The sequence below is a fragment of the Actinophytocola sp. genome (assembly GCF_050699935.1).
Lineage (GTDB): Bacteria > Actinomycetota > Actinomycetes > Mycobacteriales > Pseudonocardiaceae > Actinophytocola.
Genome location: NZ_JBOHGB010000037.1, coordinates 1 through 16,036 on the forward strand (window position 1 = coordinate 1; position 16,036 = coordinate 16,036).

The 16,036-nt window shown below is 69.5% G+C and carries 16 protein-coding genes and 1 tRNA gene; 14 read left to right on the forward strand and 3 right to left on the reverse strand.

From position 1 onward, the window contains the following. Positions 1–395 precede the first annotated feature (395 nt). The gene (locus tag ACRDTB_RS14735) at positions 396–1,328 is read left to right on the forward strand and encodes an endonuclease/exonuclease/phosphatase family protein (RefSeq protein ID WP_431430809.1); all 933 of its coding nucleotides are present in this window, start codon (positions 396–398) and stop codon (positions 1,326–1,328) included. Positions 1,329–1,339: 11 nt separating this feature from the next. On the opposite strand, the gene ACRDTB_RS14740 is transcribed toward ACRDTB_RS14735, so the two are convergent. Then, complete coding sequence (locus ACRDTB_RS14740) at positions 1,340–2,563, reverse strand: pyridoxal phosphate-dependent aminotransferase (RefSeq protein ID WP_431430810.1); 1,224 nt, start codon at positions 2,561–2,563, stop codon at positions 1,340–1,342. Between the two features lie 202 nt (positions 2,564–2,765). Between ACRDTB_RS14740 and ACRDTB_RS14745 the strand changes: the two genes are divergently transcribed. From ACRDTB_RS14745 to rplA, 5 genes are all read left to right on the forward strand, one after another. Further along, a tRNA-Trp gene (locus ACRDTB_RS14745) sits at positions 2,766–2,838 on the forward strand. Positions 2,839–2,880: 42 nt separating this feature from the next. Next, positions 2,881–3,396, forward strand: coding sequence for a preprotein translocase subunit SecE (gene secE, locus ACRDTB_RS14750; protein ID WP_431430812.1), 516 nt, complete (start codon positions 2,881–2,883; stop codon positions 3,394–3,396). A gap of 71 nt (positions 3,397–3,467) precedes the next feature. Beyond that, complete coding sequence (gene nusG, locus ACRDTB_RS14755) at positions 3,468–4,403, forward strand: transcription termination/antitermination protein NusG (RefSeq protein WP_431430813.1); 936 nt, start codon at positions 3,468–3,470, stop codon at positions 4,401–4,403. Between the two features lie 60 nt (positions 4,404–4,463). Continuing rightward, entirely contained in the window at positions 4,464–4,898 is a 435-nt protein-coding gene (rplK, locus tag ACRDTB_RS14760; protein ID WP_431430814.1) for a 50S ribosomal protein L11, read from the forward strand. A gap of 225 nt (positions 4,899–5,123) precedes the next feature. Beyond that, a complete protein-coding gene (rplA, locus tag ACRDTB_RS14765) occupies positions 5,124–5,843 on the forward strand; it encodes a 50S ribosomal protein L1 (RefSeq protein ID WP_431430815.1) in 720 nt (239 codons plus the stop codon). 84 nt (positions 5,844–5,927) lie between these two features. Here rplA and ACRDTB_RS14770 read toward each other — a convergent pair whose 3' ends face one another. Both ACRDTB_RS14770 and ACRDTB_RS14775 read right to left on the reverse strand, forming a co-directional pair. Continuing rightward, positions 5,928–6,704, reverse strand: a complete 777-nt coding sequence (locus ACRDTB_RS14770) for a S1 family peptidase (protein WP_431430816.1) — start codon at positions 6,702–6,704, stop codon at positions 5,928–5,930. Between the two features lie 409 nt (positions 6,705–7,113). Beyond that, entirely contained in the window at positions 7,114–8,202 is a 1,089-nt protein-coding gene (locus tag ACRDTB_RS14775) for a hypothetical protein (RefSeq protein WP_431430818.1), read from the reverse strand. Between the two features lie 222 nt (positions 8,203–8,424). Here ACRDTB_RS14775 and rplJ point away from each other — a divergent pair, with 222 nt between their 5' ends. From rplJ to ACRDTB_RS14815, 8 genes are all read left to right on the forward strand, one after another. Next, a complete protein-coding gene (rplJ, locus tag ACRDTB_RS14780) occupies positions 8,425–8,967 on the forward strand; it encodes a 50S ribosomal protein L10 (RefSeq protein ID WP_431430819.1) in 543 nt (180 codons plus the stop codon). 31 nt (positions 8,968–8,998) lie between these two features. Then, positions 8,999–9,388, forward strand: coding sequence for a 50S ribosomal protein L7/L12 (gene rplL, locus ACRDTB_RS14785; protein WP_431430821.1), 390 nt, complete (start codon positions 8,999–9,001; stop codon positions 9,386–9,388). 172 nt (positions 9,389–9,560) lie between these two features. Beyond that, on the forward strand, positions 9,561–10,721 hold the full coding sequence (locus tag ACRDTB_RS14790; protein WP_431430822.1) for an ABC transporter ATP-binding protein: 1,161 nt from the start codon (positions 9,561–9,563) through the stop codon (positions 10,719–10,721). Positions 10,722–10,828: 107 nt separating this feature from the next. Continuing rightward, entirely contained in the window at positions 10,829–11,623 is a 795-nt protein-coding gene (locus tag ACRDTB_RS14795) for an MlaE family ABC transporter permease (protein ID WP_431430823.1), read from the forward strand. Between the two features lie 3 nt (positions 11,624–11,626). Beyond that, positions 11,627–12,466: an MlaE family ABC transporter permease gene (locus tag ACRDTB_RS14800; RefSeq protein WP_431430824.1), complete on the forward strand. Its 840-nt coding sequence runs from the start codon at positions 11,627–11,629 to the stop codon at positions 12,464–12,466. Then, entirely contained in the window at positions 12,463–13,800 is a 1,338-nt protein-coding gene (locus ACRDTB_RS14805) for an MCE family protein (RefSeq protein ID WP_431430826.1), read from the forward strand. Before ACRDTB_RS14800 ends, ACRDTB_RS14805 begins: the two co-directional genes overlap by 4 nt. 106 nt (positions 13,801–13,906) lie before the next feature. Continuing rightward, entirely contained in the window at positions 13,907–14,941 is a 1,035-nt protein-coding gene (locus ACRDTB_RS14810; RefSeq protein WP_431430828.1) for an MCE family protein, read from the forward strand. Beyond that, positions 14,938–15,927 (forward strand): MCE family protein, encoded by a 990-nt coding sequence (locus tag ACRDTB_RS14815; protein WP_431430829.1) that lies wholly within the window; start codon positions 14,938–14,940, stop codon positions 15,925–15,927. The genes ACRDTB_RS14810 and ACRDTB_RS14815 overlap by 4 nt, the downstream gene beginning before the upstream one ends. The last annotated feature ends 109 nt before the right edge of the window (positions 15,928–16,036 follow it).

Below are 16,036 nucleotides of genomic sequence, written 5' to 3' on the forward strand. Positions count from 1 at the left end.
CGCTGACCCGGCCGCCAGATCCGGCCGGCGCTGACCCGCCGGCCGACCCGGCCCGCGCTGACCCGGCCGGCCGCCCCGGCCCGCGCTTGACCTGTCCACAGCCCACCCGCGACGGCCCGGAATCGTCGGTGTCCGCGAATAGACTGGAAAGCGGGGGCCCCCGCGTCGCCGGGGTTGTCCACAGGCCGGCCGGCGGAGGGCCGGGCCTGTCGGTGGTCGCGGCTAGACTTGATCTTGGGGGCCGGAGGCCGGCTCGAGTGGCGATCTCAGTGCGGACCATCGATGCTGCCTGCGCGAGATCCGGGCGGAATCTGGGCTTCGGCCTCGCTACCCTGGCCCCGCCGGGGCAGCCGGTCGGGATGCCGGCCGGGAGGCCATGGAATCGGGGAGGGGTCGTGTCACGAGTCGGGGAATCCCGTGTCCGGTGGTGGACGCGCGGCGGGTCGGCGCTGGTGGTCGCCGCGTTGCTGGTTCCCGGCGACGCCGTGCCGTCCGCAAAGGCGGTGGAACCGGAGCCCGTCCAGAACGCCGCGAGCGTCACGCTTCGCGTCGTCACGTACAACATCCACCACGGGCAGCCCTGCTGCGCGGGCGTGGGGGAGAACGAACCCGACATCGAGCGAACCGGCCGCACGCTCGACGCCATGGACCCGGACATCGTCCTGCTCCAGGAGACCAACCTGAACCATCCCGAGGGCAACTGCCGCAACCAACCGGGACGGCTCGCCGAGATCCTCGGCATGAACCACGTCATGGGGCACAACCGCATCGCCGGGACCGGCTGCGGAACCAGCGCGACGGGCAACGCCATCCTCTCCCGCTACCCGCTCGAGTACCTGGACAACACCCCGCTGCCCCGCGGTGACGGCGAGACCGCGGCGTGCCCCAACACGAAGGCCGGCGGGGCGCAGCGGTGCCTGCTGTCGGCGCGCGTCACCGTCCCGGGCGGGCCGTCGCTCGTCGTGTACACGACCCACCTGGAACACCAGGACACCGAGCTGCGCCAGCGGCAGGCCCGGACGATGCTCGACGCGATCGGCTCGGCCGGCGGACGCAAGCTGCTCGGCGGCGACTTCAACCACGAACCCGACGGGACGATCCACGGCTGGGTCACGGACTTCGGCTTCTCGGACGCATGGGAGAAACGGCACGGGGTCCGCTCCTGCGGCGCGACCAACGGCTGCACCTACCGAGCGGACGACCCGGACCGGCGCATCGACTACATCTACGTCTCGTCGCCGTTCGCCGTCTCCGGCGGTGCGGTGCGCGACGCCCCCATCGCCTCCGACCACCGCCCGCTTCGCATGACCCTCACCGTCAGCCGGTAGCGGGGCGGGAGCTACCTCGCCTCGCGCAGCAGGTCGCCCATGCGCGCGACCCCGGTGGCCAGATCCTCGTCGCCCAGCGCGTAGGACAGGCGGAAGTAGCCCGGCGTGCCGAACGCCTCGCCCGGCACGACCGCGACCTCCGCGTGCTCCAGCACCAGCGCGGCCAGCTCGACACTCGTCGACGCGACGGTGCCGCGGATCTCCTTGCCCAGCAGCGACCGCACGGACGGGTACGCGTAGAACGCCCCTTGCGGGGTCGGCACGTCGATGCCGGGGATCTCCGACAGCAGCTTCACGATCGTCCTGCGCCGCCGGTCGAACGCCTCGCGCATCTCGTGGGCGGCGTCCAGCGGGCCGGACACGGCGGCGAGCGCGGCGCGCTGCGACACGTTGGCCACGTTCGACGACAGGTGCGACTGCAGGTTCGCGGCCGCCTTGGTCACGTCGACCGGGCTGATCATCCAGCCCACCCGCCAACCGGTCATCGCGTAGGTCTTCGCCACGCCGTTGACCACGACGCAGGTGTCGGCGAGCTCGGGCACCACGACCGGCAGCGACGCGGCCGTCACGCCGTCGTAGGTCAGGTGCTCGTAGATCTCGTCGGTGATCACCCAGATGCCGTGCTCGACCGCCCACCGGCCGATCGCCGCGACCTGCTCGCGCGGGTACACCGCGCCGGTCGGGTTGGACGGCGAGCAGAACAGCAGGGCCTTCGTCCGCGGCGTGCGCGCGGCCTCCAGCTGCTCGACCGACGCGAGGTAGCCGCTCGACTCGTCGGTCAGCACCGGCACCGTGACCCCGCCGGCCAGGGCGATCGACTCGGGATAGGTGGTCCAGTACGGCGCGGGCAGCAGCACCTCGTCGCCGGGGTCGACGATCGTGGCGAACGCCTGGTACACGGCCTGCTTGCCACCGTTGGTGACCAGCACCTGGTTCGCCACCACCGAGTAGCCGCTGTCCCGCCTCGTCTTGGCCGCGATCGCCTCGCGCAGGTCCGGCAGGCCCGCCGCGGGCGTGTAGCGGTGGTTGCGTGGATCCCGGGCCGCCTCGATCGCCGCCGCCACGATGTCCGGTGGCGTGGGGAAGTCCGGCTCGCCGGCCCCGAAGCCGATCACCGGCCGGCCGGCCGCCTTGAGCGCCTTGGCCTTCGCGTCAACGGCGAGCGTGGCGGACTCGGCGATGCCGCCGATCCGGGCGGAGACGCGGCGCGAGGTGGGGGCGGAGCTGTCAGCCATGGGGAAATCGTCGCAGATCGGCCAATTGGATTAACAGTCGGCCGGTCAGTGTTGTAATGGGGGCGCTTGGCAGGGCGCGCGCGGGGCGAGTTCGCGGCTGTCGTACACTCTTGAACTTGGAAGTTGACGATCTCACCCCACGAAGGACATGGGGTGGGTTGAATGCGTCCACGACCGCGGGGTCGAGCGATCGGTCTCGCGAAGGGGTGTAGCTCAACTGGCAGAGCAGCGGTCTCCAAAACCGCAGGTTGCAGGTTCAAGTCCTGTCACCCCTGCGTCAGACGCAAGGTGCGGACCCATCGAGCGGAGGAACTGGCGTGGTTGACGACCGGGACAAGGAACGGGATAAGGGACAGGAGCGCCCGTCTCGTCCGGTCACCGCCGCGGCGCGGCGCGAGCGCCGTGCGTCCGCTCGCCCTGCCGCGAGGAAGGACACGGCGCCGGCCGACGACAAGTCGACGGCCTCGAAGTCCGGCACCAAGGCCGGCAGCGAGAAGACCGGCGGCAAGAGCGCTGACAAGGGCGCTGACCGGGCCAAGGCGAAGGTCCGGGGCAAGGGCAGGGACACCGAGTCCAAGTCCGCCACACGTGGCGAGCAGAAGGGGCGGCCGACGCCGACCAGGGATCGCAAGGAGTCCCGCCCGGGGCTGTTCGCGCGGATCTTCCGGTTCCTGCGTGAGGTTGTCGCGGAACTCCGCAAGGTCATCTGGCCGACACGCAAGCAGATGGTCACGTACACGGCGGTCGTGTTGGTCTTCGTGGCCTTCATGATCACCCTGATCGCATTGCTGGACCTCGGGCTCGCCAAGGGCGTGTCCGCACTGTTCGGCTGAGCTGCGCCCACGCGGGTGCGCCGGCAGAGTGGACAGGGCACGCGAAAGATGAAAGGAAGCGAGACCGAACCGTGAGCTCCGAGAACGGCGCTGCTGGCAGCCAGGAGCTGACCAGCGTCAGCGGCGGTGTGGACCAGTTCGACGAGGAGGCGGCCAAGGCCGCCGAGGAGCGGGCCGACGAGCCCGCGGCTGGCTCCACCGCCAACATGGACGACGCCGCTGCCGCGGAGGACGCCGCTGCCGCGGAGGACGCCGCTGTCGCGGAGGACGCCGCTGCCGCGGAGGACGCCGCTGTCGCGGAGGACGCCGCTGTCGCGGAGGACGCCGTCGAGGACCAGGCGGCAGACGACGAGGCAGAGGACCAGGCAGAGGACCAGGCAGAGGACGAGGAGGAGGCCGACCCGGCCGCCGAGATGCGTGACGCGCTGCGCCGCGCGCCCGGCGAGTGGTACGTCGTGCACTCCTACGCCGGCTACGAGAACAAGGTCAAGACCAACCTCGAGACCCGGATCCAGACCCTCGACATGGAGGACTACATCTTCCAGGTCGAGGTGCCGACCGAAGAGGTCACCGAGATCAAGAACGGGCAGCGCAAGCAGGTCCAGCGCAAGGTGTTGCCCGGCTACATCCTCGTGCGGATGGACCTCAACGACGCCTCGTGGTCCGCGGTGCGCAACACCCCGGGCGTCACCGGCTTCGTGGGCGCGACGTCCAAGCCGTCGCCGCTGACCATCGACGAGGTGCTCAAGTTCCTCCTCCCGCAGGTGGAGGAGGCCAAACCGGCAACGGCGGGCAAGGGGGCGGCGGCCACGCCGGCCAAGGGCCCGGTCGTGGAGGTGGACTTCGAGGTCGGCGAGTCGGTCACCGTCATGGACGGCCCGTTCGCCACGCTGCCCGCCACGATCAGCGAGGTCAACGCCGACGGGCAGAAGCTGAAGGTACTGGTGTCGATCTTCGGCCGGGAGACTCCGGTCGAGCTGTCGTTCAGCCAGGTCTCCAAGATCTAACGAGCGAAGCTTGCGGAGCGAGCGTCACCGGAGTTTGCCGATTACGAAGCAGGGAAAGTAATGCCACCCAAGAAGAAGAAGAAGCTGTCCGCGATCATCAAGTTGCAGATCACGGCCGGCCAGGCCAACCCGGCGCCCCCGGTGGGTCCGGCGCTGGGTCAGCACGGCGTCAACATCATGGAGTTCTGCAAGGCCTACAACGCCGCGACCGAGTCGCAGCGCGGCAACGTCGTGCCGGTCGAGATCTCCGTGTACGAGGACCGCTCGTTCGACTTCAAGCTCAAGACCCCGCCGGCGGCGAAGCTGCTGCTGAAGGCCGCGGGCGTGGACAAGGGCAGCGGTGAGCCGCACCGCAACAAGGTCGGCAAGGTGACCTGGGACCAGGTGCGGGAGATCGCCGCGACGAAGACGACCGACCTCAACGCCAACGACGTCGACCAGGCGGCGAAGATCATCGCCGGCACCGCCCGCTCGATGGGCATCACGGTCGAGTAAGAACGATGTCGACCAGGCGGCGCAGTGTCGATCAAGACAATCGCCGGCATCGCCCGCTCGATGGGCATCACGGTCGAGTAAGAACGATGTCGACCAGGCGGCGCAGTGTCGATCAAGACAATCGCCGGCATCGCCCGCTCGATGGGCATCACGGTCGAGCAGTCGTACCCGAACGTGGGAGGGCCAGGCGCTGGCCCGTGACCACTACCTGATTGGACATCAGACATGGCAAAGCGCAGCAAGACCTACCGCCAGGCCGCCGAGCTGGTCGACCGGGAGCGGCTGTACTCGCCGCTCGAGGCCGCGAGGCTCGCCAAGGAGACCTCCAAGGTGAAGCTGGACGCGACCGTCGAGGTGGCGATCCGGCTGGGTGTCGACCCCCGCAAGGCCGACCAGATGGTGCGCGGCACGGTGAACCTGCCGCACGGCACCGGCAAGACCGCGCGCGTGATCGTGTTCGCCACCGGTGACAAGGCCAACGAGGCCATCGCCGCGGGGGCGGACGAGGTCGGCGCCGAGGACCTGATCGAGCGCATCCAGGGTGGCTGGCTCGACTTCGACGCGGCGATCGCGACCCCCGACCAGATGGCGAAGGTCGGCCGCATCGCCCGAATCCTCGGCCCCCGCGGCCTGATGCCGAACCCGAAGACCGGCACCGTGACCCCGGACGTCACCAAGGCCGTCGCCGACATCAAGGGCGGCAAGATCAACTTCCGGGTGGACAAGCAGTCGAACCTGCACCTGGTGATCGGCAAGGCGTCCTTCGAGTCGGAGAAGCTGGTCGAGAACTACGCGGCCGCGCTGGACGAGGTGCTGCGGGCCAAGCCGTCCGCCGCGAAGGGCCGCTACCTCAAGAAGGTCACCTTCACGACGACGATGGGCCCGGGCATCCCGGTCGACCCGTCGCGCACCCGCAACATGCTGGCCGAGGAGCAGCCCGCCTGATCCCAGCCCGCACACCGACAGAGGCCGGCGCCCCCGAGGAACTCCTCGGGGGCGCCGGTTTCTCTCCCTGTGGGTGGTGATCGGTCAGGGGATCGTGGCTCCCGTCCGCTCCAGCGCGTCGGTCACCGGGTGGAAGAAGGTGACGCCGCCGAAGGTGCAGTCGCCGCTGCCGCCGGAGGTCAGGCCGACCGCGCCGCCGTCCTCGGTGAACAGCGCGCCGCCACTGTCACCAGGCTCGGCGCAGACGTCCGTCTCGATCAGGCCCGTGACAGTGCCCTCCGGGTAGGTCACGGTGGCGTCGAGGCCGGTGACCTGTCCGTCGTGCAGACCCGTCGTGCTGCCCATGCGGAACACCTGCAGGCCTTCCTCGGCCTCGAGCGCACTCGTGATCTCGACCTCCTGGCCGCCGATGTTCACGGTGCTGGGCGCATCGGCGTTCGGGTCGTCGTAGGACGCGATCGCGAAGTCGCCGTCACCCGGGAACACCGCGTCCTGGATGGTGGCGATCGCCTCTCCGCCCTCGGTGTCCGACCACTGGTCGAACGCGACACCGCAGTGGCCCGCCGTCAGGAACCCGGGACTGCCGTCCGCGTTCGTGACGTTGAAGCCGAGCGAGCAGCGGGCGCCCTCGGCGAAGATGGGGTCACCACCCGCGGCGAACAGCTGGAACTCCCCGGGTGCCCGCTCGAGCGTGGCCACGCCCTCGCCCATGGAGTCCACTGTGGACTGGATCGCGTCCCACTCGTCCGCGTCGATCGTGCTGTCGGCGAGAACCTCGATCTGGTTCGTCTCGGGGTTGACCGACCACGCGGTGCCCGGCATCCGGGCCTCGTCCCACAGCATGGCCGTGCCCTCACTCACCGTGACCTGAGGATCGGACTGCGTGTCCGTGGCGGATGCCTGCGGCAACGTGATTGCGAGAGCAGCGACGGCGAGGGCACCACCGCTGGCGAACAGCATCTTCTTCTTGGATACGCCTCTGTGTTTGGCGCGCAACTCTCCCCGACCTCCTTGGCTTGGCATTCGTACGAATGGGGCCACCCGGGTATACGAGGAGACTCGAATGGTGGTTCACACCACTCGTCGGCTCGTCATTTCCGCAGCACGCCGCCGGGTCCTCGGAAACCGGCTCTGACCAGTACGTTTCCTCATGGTTGACGTGGCTTCGCGGCAGCGGAATCAGCACTATCCATGCGTATTGATCAACAGTCCACGTTCCCGACTTTCGTCGGGTACCGATATTTCCGTCGCTGAGTTATGCGTCCGTGATCTACGTCGTGGGGGGCGCGGAGGGGACGCCGGCGCAGGTCTCCGGCTCGGCCTCGTGTCCGGTGACGATGTACTGGCCGCCCTCCGAGCGCTCGATCTTGCTGACCGTGAGCAGGCCCAGAGGTGGGCCGCCGGTGACGCCGAGTGTGCAGGAGCTGACGGTCACGGGCTCGTCGGTGGGTTGCGCGGTCACCCCCGTCAGCTTGTCGGGGTTGGCGTACTCGTCCTTCATCCTCGCGGCCACCACGCTCGCGTGGATCGTCGCGACGATGTCCTCGCAGGAGCCGCCGTAGCGGCCGAGGTGGTCGGCGAACTCGGCGCGTGCCTCGTCGGTGAACCGGCCGCACGCGCTCTCCGGGTCGCCCTGCGCGATGTCGTCGTAGATCTTCTGTACCGCGTTGCGCGGGTCGGTCTCGTAGATCAGGTTCGTTTCCGCCTTCTTGCCGCCGATCACGTGCGGGGGCCCCGGCGACTCGGGCGGACCGCTGCCCGGCAGCTTCTCGAGCAGCCAGTAGCCGGCGCCGGCGAGCAGCAGGGCCACGATCGCCGCCGTGATCACCTTGCCCGCGACCGGCCGAAGCGCCCGCTTCCAGACCGGCTCGCTCCGCTGCGGCGGGGGACCCCACGGCTGCAGCGTGCCGGGCGGGGGCGGCGTGCCCTGGGGGAAGCCCTGTTCCTGCTGCTGGCGCATCAGCTCCTGGAACTGCTGGAACTGTTGGAACTCCTGGAACTGGCGCACCGCCTCGGGGTCGATCGGCGGGGGAGGCGGGGTCGCGGGCGTGGCCTGGTCCGGGGGCCGGACGGACAGCTCGCTGCCGGGCGCGGGTTGTGCTGGCGCGCCGGCGGGCGGCGTCGGCTCCCCGTCGGCGGACAGAGGCTCGGCGGACACCGGCTCGGCTGGTGTCGGTTCGGCGGATTTCGGCTCGGTGGGCGAGTACGGCTCGTCGGCGGGCGCCGGCCCACCGAGCCGGCCCGGCGAGCCGGGCGGGTTCGGTGGCGGGTGCTCGTTGTCGACCACGCACTCCATCATGCCGTGTTCGGGCGGGCGCGGAAGGTCATGGGGGAGGTGGTGCGCGACCCCGCGGCGCACCCACGTATCCTCGTCAGCGGTTCTACCGAAGACCGCTGGTCTCCGTCCCGGCAACGGGACGGACGAAGGCCCCGCGAACCGCGGGCGGCCCGCGCAGGAGAACGAGGTTCGAGCGCGTACGCGCTCCTGACGCCCCGTGCTGCTGCGCCGGGGCGTTCGTCGTCTCCAGGGTCCTCGACGGCGGTCCGCCACATACGGAACTGCCACAGAGAGGAGGCGACCATGGCGAAGGCAGACAAGGTCGAGGCCGTAACTGAGATCGCGGACCGGTTCCGCAACAGCACGGCCGCCGTTGTCACCGAGTACAGCGGTCTGACCGTGTCCCAGCTGACGACCCTGCGTCGCGCTCTCGGCACGGGCGCGACCTACCGGGTCGCGAAGAACACCCTCGTCAAGCGCGCCGCCGAGAAGGCCGACATCAAGGGCCTCGAGTCCCTGTTCGTCGGCCCCACCGCGATCACGTTCGTCGAGGGCGAGCCGGTCGATGCGGCCAAGGCCCTGCGCGATTTCGCCAAGGACCACAAGGGCCTGGTCATCAAGGGCGGCTACATGGAAGGCCGCCCGCTCACGGTCGACGAGGTCGAGAGGATCGCCGACCTCGACTCCCGCGACGTGCTGCTCGCCAAGCTGGCGGGTGCCATGAAGGGCAACCTCACGAAGGCGGCCGGCCTCTTCGCCGCGCCCGCCTCGCAGGTCGCCCGCATGGCCGCGGCACTGCAGGAGAAGAAGGCGTCAGCCGAGCAAGCGGCCCCCGCCGAGAGCTGAGAAAACCCACCACTGGAAAGGAAACGCCGCTATGGCGAAGCTGAGCAACGAGGAGCTGCTCGACGCGTTCAAGGAGATGACGCTGATCGAGCTGTCCGACTTCGTGAAGCAGTTCGAGGAGACCTTCGACGTCACCGCCGCCGCCCCGGTGGCCGTGGCCGCCCCGGTCGCCGCCGGTGACGGTGGCGCGGCCGCCGCCGAGGAGCAGGACGAGTTCGACGTCGTCCTCGAGGGTGCTGGTGAGAAGAAGATCCAGGTCATCAAGGTCGTGCGGGAGGTCGTCTCCGGCCTCGGCCTGAAGGAGGCCAAGGAGCTGGTCGAGTCCGCTCCGAAGCCCGTCCTGGAGAAGGTCGCGAAGGAAGCCGCCGACGCGGCCAAGGAGAAGCTGGAGGCCGCCGGCGCGAGCGTCTCCCTCAAGTGACGCCACGCCGAACGCCCGCGCCGGACGACCGGCGCTGAACGGCTCGAGGGCCGGCACCGAGACATCGGTGCCGGCTCTCGCCGTGTCCCGGGAATCGTGCACGAAACCCAGCAGTAACCAGTGGGCACTGCGCTCGTTGCACCAAGGTGACACGCCAAAAGCAGGAGGTTCGATGGGCGCCGAGGTGGTCGTCGAGGGCCTGACGAAGTCCTTCGGCCGGCAGACCATCTGGCGGGACGTCACGCTCACGCTGCCCCCGGGAGAGGTCAGCGTGATGCTCGGCCCGTCGGGCACCGGCAAGTCGGTCTTCCTCAAGTCCATGATCGGTCTGCTCAAGCCCGACCGCGGCTCCTGCATGATCAACGGCGTCGACATCGTCACCTGCTCCGAGCACAAGCTCTACGAGATCCGCAAGCTGTTCGGCGTGCTCTTCCAGGACGGCGCGCTGTTCGGCTCGATGAACCTCTACGACAACGTCGCCTTCCCGCTGCGCGAGCACACCAGGAAGTCCGAGCAGGAGATCCGCCGGATCGTCCACGAGAAGCTCGACATGACCGGGCTCGCGGGCGCCGAGAAGAAGCTGCCCGGCGAGATCTCCGGCGGCATGCGCAAGCGGGCCGGCCTCGCCCGCGCGCTCGTGCTCGACCCGGAGATCATCCTGTGCGACGAGCCGGACTCCGGCCTCGACCCGGTCCGCACCTCCTACATCTCGCAGCTGCTGATCGACCTCAACGCGCAGATCGACGCCACGATCCTGATCGTGTCGCACAACATCAACCTGGCCCGGACCGTGCCGGACAACATCGGCATGCTCTTCCGCCGCGAGCTCGTCATGTTCGGGCCCCGCGAGGTCCTGCTCACCAGCGACGAGCCGGTGGTCGAGCAGTTCCTGGGCGGCAGCCGCATCGGGCCGATCGGCATGAGCGAGGAGAAGGACCAGGCCACCATGGACGCCGAGCAGGCCCAGGTGGACGCCGGCCACCACGCCGGCGGCACCGAGGACCCCCGCGGCGTGGTACCGCAGATCGAGCCCACTCCAGGGTTGCCCGAGCGCCAGGGCGTGCGGCGCCGCAAGGACCGGGTCATGTCGATCATCAACACCCTCCCGAAGCCGGCGCAGGAGGGCATCATCGACTCGCTCACCCCCGCCGAGCGCGAGCATTACGGCGTGCGTTCGCACCACCTCGCCAACTCGGGCACGTTCCGGCCCAGCCCGCGCCCGCGCGGCACGGAGTGGGCGAGCTCGGAGGGCGACCTGGCCGACGAGGTGGCGGACCTGCCGCGCTCCGACTGGCGACCCGACCCCCCGACCGGGTCCGGAGACCGCGCATGACCCCACGCGAGCCGCGTGGCACCCGACCGGACCCAAGGGGACCGGGACGCAACTCAGCCACAAGTGCGTACCGAACTGGACGTCGCCCACCCAACGCAACCACCGGTTTGAATTCCGGGGAGGCGGGCCAGCCCTTTCCGGGTGCCGGGGCCCTGCGGGAGACCGGCAGGCTGTTCGCCCTCGTCCTGGACGTCCTGGTCAACATCTTCCGCCGACCCTTCCAGGTGCGGGAGTTCATCCAGCAGTGCTGGTTCATCGCGAGCGTCACGATCCTGCCGACGGCGCTCGTCGCCATCCCGTTCGGCGCTGTCGTCGCGTTGCAGCTGGGCAGCCTGATCGTCCAGCTCGGCGCGCAGTCGTTCACCGGCGCCGCGGCGGTGCTCGCGATCATCCAGCAGGCCGCGCCGCTGGTGACCGCGCTGATGGTGGCTGGCGCCGGCGGCTCGGCGATCTGCGCCGACCTGGGCGCGCGCACCATCCGCGAGGAGATCGACGCCATGGAGGTGCTCGGCGTCAACCCGATCCAGCGGCTGGTCGTGCCCCGGGTGCTCGCGGCGATGCTGATCGCGGTGCTGCTCAACGGTCTGGTGAGCGTCGTCGGCGTGCTCGGCAGCTACTTCTTCAACGTCGTGCTGCAGGGCGGCACGCCGGGCGCGTACCTGGCGAGCTTCTCCGCCCTCGCGCAGCTGCCGGACCTGTGGATCAGTGAGATCAAGGCGTTGATCTTCGGCTTCATCGCCGGCGTCGTAGCGGCGTACCGCGGGCTGAACCCGAAGGGCGGGCCGAAGGGTGTCGGGGACGCGGTGAACCAGTCCGTGGTGATCACGTTCCTGCTGCTGTTCTTCGTGAACTTCGTGCTCACCGCCGTGTACCTGACGATCGTGCCGCAGAAGGGGAGCTGAGCGATGCCCTCCATCTCCGACACGGCCCGGCGGGCGGCACGCGCCCCGCTCGGCGTCCTCGACAACCTCGGCGACCAGCTGTCGTTCTACCTCCGCGCGCTCGCCTGGATCCCGCGGACGCTGCGCCGCTACCTCCGGGAGACCATGCGGATCCTGGCCGAGGTGAGCTTCGGCTCGGGTGCGCTGGCGGTCATCGGCGGCACCATCGGCGTGATGATCGGCCTGACCGTGTTCACCGGCACGGTGGTCGGCCTGCAGGGCTACGCCGCGCTGGACCAGATCGGCACGGCCGCGTTCTCCGGGTTCGCGTCGGCCTACATCAACACCCGCGAGGTGGCGCCACTGGTGGCCGGGCTCGCCCTGTCCGCCACGGTCGGCGCCGGGTTCACCGCGCAGCTGGGCGCCATGCGGATCTCCGAGGAGATCGACGCGCTCGAGGTGATGGGCGTGCCGAGCCTGCCGTTCCTGGTGACCACGCGGATCATCGCCGGCTTCATCGCGGTGATCCCGCTCTACATCATCGGCCTGCTCAGCTCCTACCTCGCGTCCCGCATGATCACCGTCTACTTCTACGGGCAGTCGGCGGGCACCTACGACCACTACTTCAACCTGTTCTTACCGCCGCAGGACGTCTTCTGGTCCTTCGGCAAGGTGCTGATCTTCAGCGTGGTGATCATCCTCGTGCACTGCTACTACGGGTACCGGGCCAGCGGCGGCCCGGCCGGCGTGGGCGTGGCGGTCGGCCGTTCGGTGCGGACCACGATCGTCACCGCGGCGCTGCTCAACTTCTTCATCGGCTTCGCCGTCTGGGGCACCACCGTGACCGTGAGGATCGGCGGATGAGTCGAAAGACCGTGCTGGCCACGATCCGACGCCGGTTGCTCGGCATCGGGTTCATCGTCGTGGTCGCCGCGCTGGTGAGCCTGTCGATCGCCATGTACAACAAGGCGTTCACGCCGGTCGTGCGGGTCTCGCTGACCACAGACAAGCTCGGCAACCAGCTCCAGGTGCACGGCGACGTCAAGGTCCGCGGGCTGATCGTCGGCGAGATCCGCAGGATCACCCCGACCGCGCAGGGCTCGGAGCTGGAGCTCGCGCTCGACCCCGCCAAGGTCGACGTCATCCCGCGCGACGTGTCCGCCCGGTTCATCCCGAAGACCCTGTTCGGCGACCGGTACGTGGCGCTGCAGATCCCGGACGACGCCGACCCGCGACCCCTCGCGGAGGGCGACCGGATCGAGCAGGACAAGTCGGCTCCGGCCGTGGAGCTGTCCCAGGCGCTCGACCACCTGCTGCCGGTCCTGCAGGCGGTGCAGCCGCAGAAGCTGTCGACCACGCTGACCGCGATCTCCACCGCGCTCGAAGGCCGGGGCAAGCAGCTCGGCGAGACGCTCGTCGACCTCGGCGAGCTCGTCGACGAGATCAACCCGCACGTGCCGCAGCTGACCCACGACCTGAGGGCGCTGGTCGAGGTCAGCGACACCTACTCCGAGGCGATCCCGGACTTCGTCGACGCGCTGTCCGACCTGAGCGTCACCTCGCGGACGATCGCCGAGCAGAAGGCGAACCTGCGGGCCCTGTTCGCCGAGATGACCAACACGAGCGCGAACCTGGAGTCCTTCCTGCGGGCCAACTCCGACAACCTCATCCGGCTGGCCGACAGCTCCCGCGACACGCTCGAGCTGCTCGCCCGGTACTCGCCGTCCTACCCGTGCTTCCTCAAGCAGATGGCGTCGCTGGTCGACGCGTCCAAGCCGGTCTTCGGCGGCGGCACGAACAAGCCGGGCCTGCACGCGACCATCGAGGTCGTCGTCGACAAGGGCCCCTACGAGCCCGGCGTGGACGATCCCGAGTTCAACGAGCACCGGGGGCCGCGCTGCTACGACCCCGAACAGATGGGCGATCCGTTCCCCGACCAGCCGCCGGACGGCGAGCTGCGGGACGGCACCTCGCACGGCCCGGCCAACCGGTCGGCGCAGGACGGCGTGCTGCCGCCGGGCAACACCGCACCGTCGAGCGCCGGGCAGCCGGGTTCGCTGCCCAACTCGCCGGCCGAGCGTGACTTCCTCGCGCAGCTGCTCGCGCCCGAGCTGGGCGTCGAGCCGCAGCAGGTGCCGGCCTGGGCGAGCCTGCTCGTGGGCCCGCTCTACCGCGGGGCGGAGGTGAGGTTCTCGTGAGCGGAGCTTGCGGAGCGAACTGTCGAACACAGGGCGGAGCTTGCGGAGCGAACCGTCGAACACAGGGCGACCGTGAACGGCGGCACCGAGCCTGCGAGGGGGCGTCGTGAGGGGTTTCGCGGCACCGCTCGCCAAGCTGATCGTCTTCACCGTGGTCACGGTGACCGCGACGGCGATCCTCGCGATCAGCATCGCCAACGTGAACCTGAGCTCCACCAACAGCTACAAGGCCCGGTTCACCGACGCGACCCTGCTGCTGCCCGGCGACGACGTGCGGATCGCCGGCGTGCGCGTCGGCCAGGTCGAGGAGGTCGGCATCGTCGACCGCAAGCAGGCCGAGGTCACGTTCTCGGTCAGCGCCGACCGCAAGCTGCCGAACAGCGTCGAGGCGCAGATCAAGTTCCGCAACCTCGTCGGCCAGCGCTACATCTCGCTGACCGAGGGCAGTGGCGGCGACCCGAACGACGTGTTCGATCCGGGCGAGGAGATCCCGCTCGAGCGGACCCGCCCGGCCCTGGACCTCACCGAGCTCTTCAACGGGTTCAAGCCGCTGTTCCGCGCACTGTCGCCGAACGACGTCAACCAGCTGTCCTACGAGATCATCCAGGTGCTGCAGGGCGAGGGCGGCACGGTCGAGTCGCTGCTCGCGCACACCGCCTCGCTCACCTCGGCGATCGCCAACAAGGACCAGGTGATCGGCGCGGTGATCGACAACCTCAACGGCGCGCTCGAGACGATCAACGCCCGCGGCGACAAGCTTTCCACGCTGATCGCCCAGGTCCAGCAGCTGGTCTCCGGGCTCGCGCGGGACCGCGAGCCCATCGGTGACGCGATCGAGGCGCTCGGCGGGCTCGCCGACACCACGTCCGGCCTGCTGACCGAGGCGCGCGCGCCGCTCAAGAAGGACATCGCCGCGCTCGGCCGGCTGACGAACAACCTCAACGACAGCGAAGACGTGGTGGAGCACTTCATCCAGTTCCTGCCGGAGAAGACCGCGAAGCTCACCCGGACGGTCAGCTACGGCTCGTGGTTCAACTTCTACCTGTGCTCGGCGTCGGGGTCGGTCGGCATCCCCGGGATCATCACGCAGCCGATCGACGTCCCGGTCACGGAGACGAACCACGCGAGGTGTACGCGATGAGGTCGTTCAGCTCGCGCAACCCGATCCCGATCGGCATCACCGGCCTGGTCGTGCTGGCCCTCGCGTTCATCGTCGCGATGTTCTCCGACGACCTGCCGATCATCGGCGGCGGCACCACCTACAGCGCGGAGTTCTCCGAGGCCGCCGGCCTGGCGCCGAACGACGAGGTGCGCATCGCCGGCGTCAAGGTCGGCGAGGTGTCCGATGTGGAGCTCGAGGGCGACCGGGTGGTCGTGGCGTTCAAGGTCAAGGACGCCTGGGTGGGCGACCGGACCTCGGCCGCCATCAAGATCAAGACCGTGCTGGGCCAGAAGTACCTGGCGCTCGAGCCGGACGGCCGCGAGGTGCTCGACCCGTCGGACCGGATCCCGCGGGAGCGCACGACCGCGCCCTACGACGTGCTCGAGGCGTTCCGCGGCCTCGCCGAGACCACCAACCAGATCGACACCGCCCAGCTCGCGCAGAGCTTCGAGGTCATCGCGAACACGTTCGCCGACACCCCGAACGACGTGCGCGGCGCGCTGAACGGCCTGCAGGCGCTGTCGAAGACGATCTCCTCCCGCGACGACCAGCTCGCCCAGCTGCTCGACAACACCAGGCAGATCAGCCAGACCCTGGCCGACCGCGACGCCGAGGTGGTCCGGCTGCTCCAGGACGGCAACCTGCTGCTGGCGGAGGTGAGCCGGCGCCGCGACGCGATCAGCACGCTGCTCACCGGGACCCAGACCCTCGCCACCGAGCTCAAGGGCCTGGTCGACGACAACAACGCCCAGCTCGGCCCGGTGCTCACGAGCCTGGACCAGCTCACCGGAATGTTGCAGCGCAACCAGGACGCGCTGGGGCGGGGCATCAAGAACATGGCGCCGTTCGTCCGGCTCTTCAACAACGCGGTGGGCAACGGCCGCTGGTTCGACAACTACATCTGCGGCCTCATGCCACCGCCGGTCGGCCCGGTCAACGAAGAAGGCTGCCTGGGGAAGACATGACCGCCTCCCCGAAATTAACCCTGTGGGTCACCTTGAGTCGGTGTCGTTCGGTTATGCACGTACTTGTGGCTGGGTTGCGTCTCGTTCCCCTTAGGTGCGGTTGGGAGGC

Coding starts and splice junctions, on each gene's coding strand:
- rplA (WP_431430815.1), top strand. CDS start 5,124: ATGGCAAAGCGCAGCAAGACCTACCGCCAGGCCGCCGAGCTGGTCGAC.
- ACRDTB_RS14805 (WP_431430826.1), top strand. CDS start 12,463: ATGAGTCGAAAGACCGTGCTGGCCACGATCCGACGCCGGTTGCTCGGC.
- rplL (WP_431430821.1), top strand. CDS start 8,999: ATGGCGAAGCTGAGCAACGAGGAGCTGCTCGACGCGTTCAAGGAGATG.
- rplK (WP_431430814.1), top strand. CDS start 4,464: ATGCCACCCAAGAAGAAGAAGAAGCTGTCCGCGATCATCAAGTTGCAG.
- ACRDTB_RS14800 (WP_431430824.1), top strand. CDS start 11,627: ATGCCCTCCATCTCCGACACGGCCCGGCGGGCGGCACGCGCCCCGCTC.
- ACRDTB_RS14740 (WP_431430810.1), bottom strand. CDS start 2,563: ATGGCTGACAGCTCCGCCCCCACCTCGCGCCGCGTCTCCGCCCGGATC.
- ACRDTB_RS14790 (WP_431430822.1), top strand. CDS start 9,561: ATGGGCGCCGAGGTGGTCGTCGAGGGCCTGACGAAGTCCTTCGGCCGG.
- rplJ (WP_431430819.1), top strand. CDS start 8,425: ATGGCGAAGGCAGACAAGGTCGAGGCCGTAACTGAGATCGCGGACCGG.
- ACRDTB_RS14815 (WP_431430829.1), top strand. CDS start 14,938: ATGAGGTCGTTCAGCTCGCGCAACCCGATCCCGATCGGCATCACCGGC.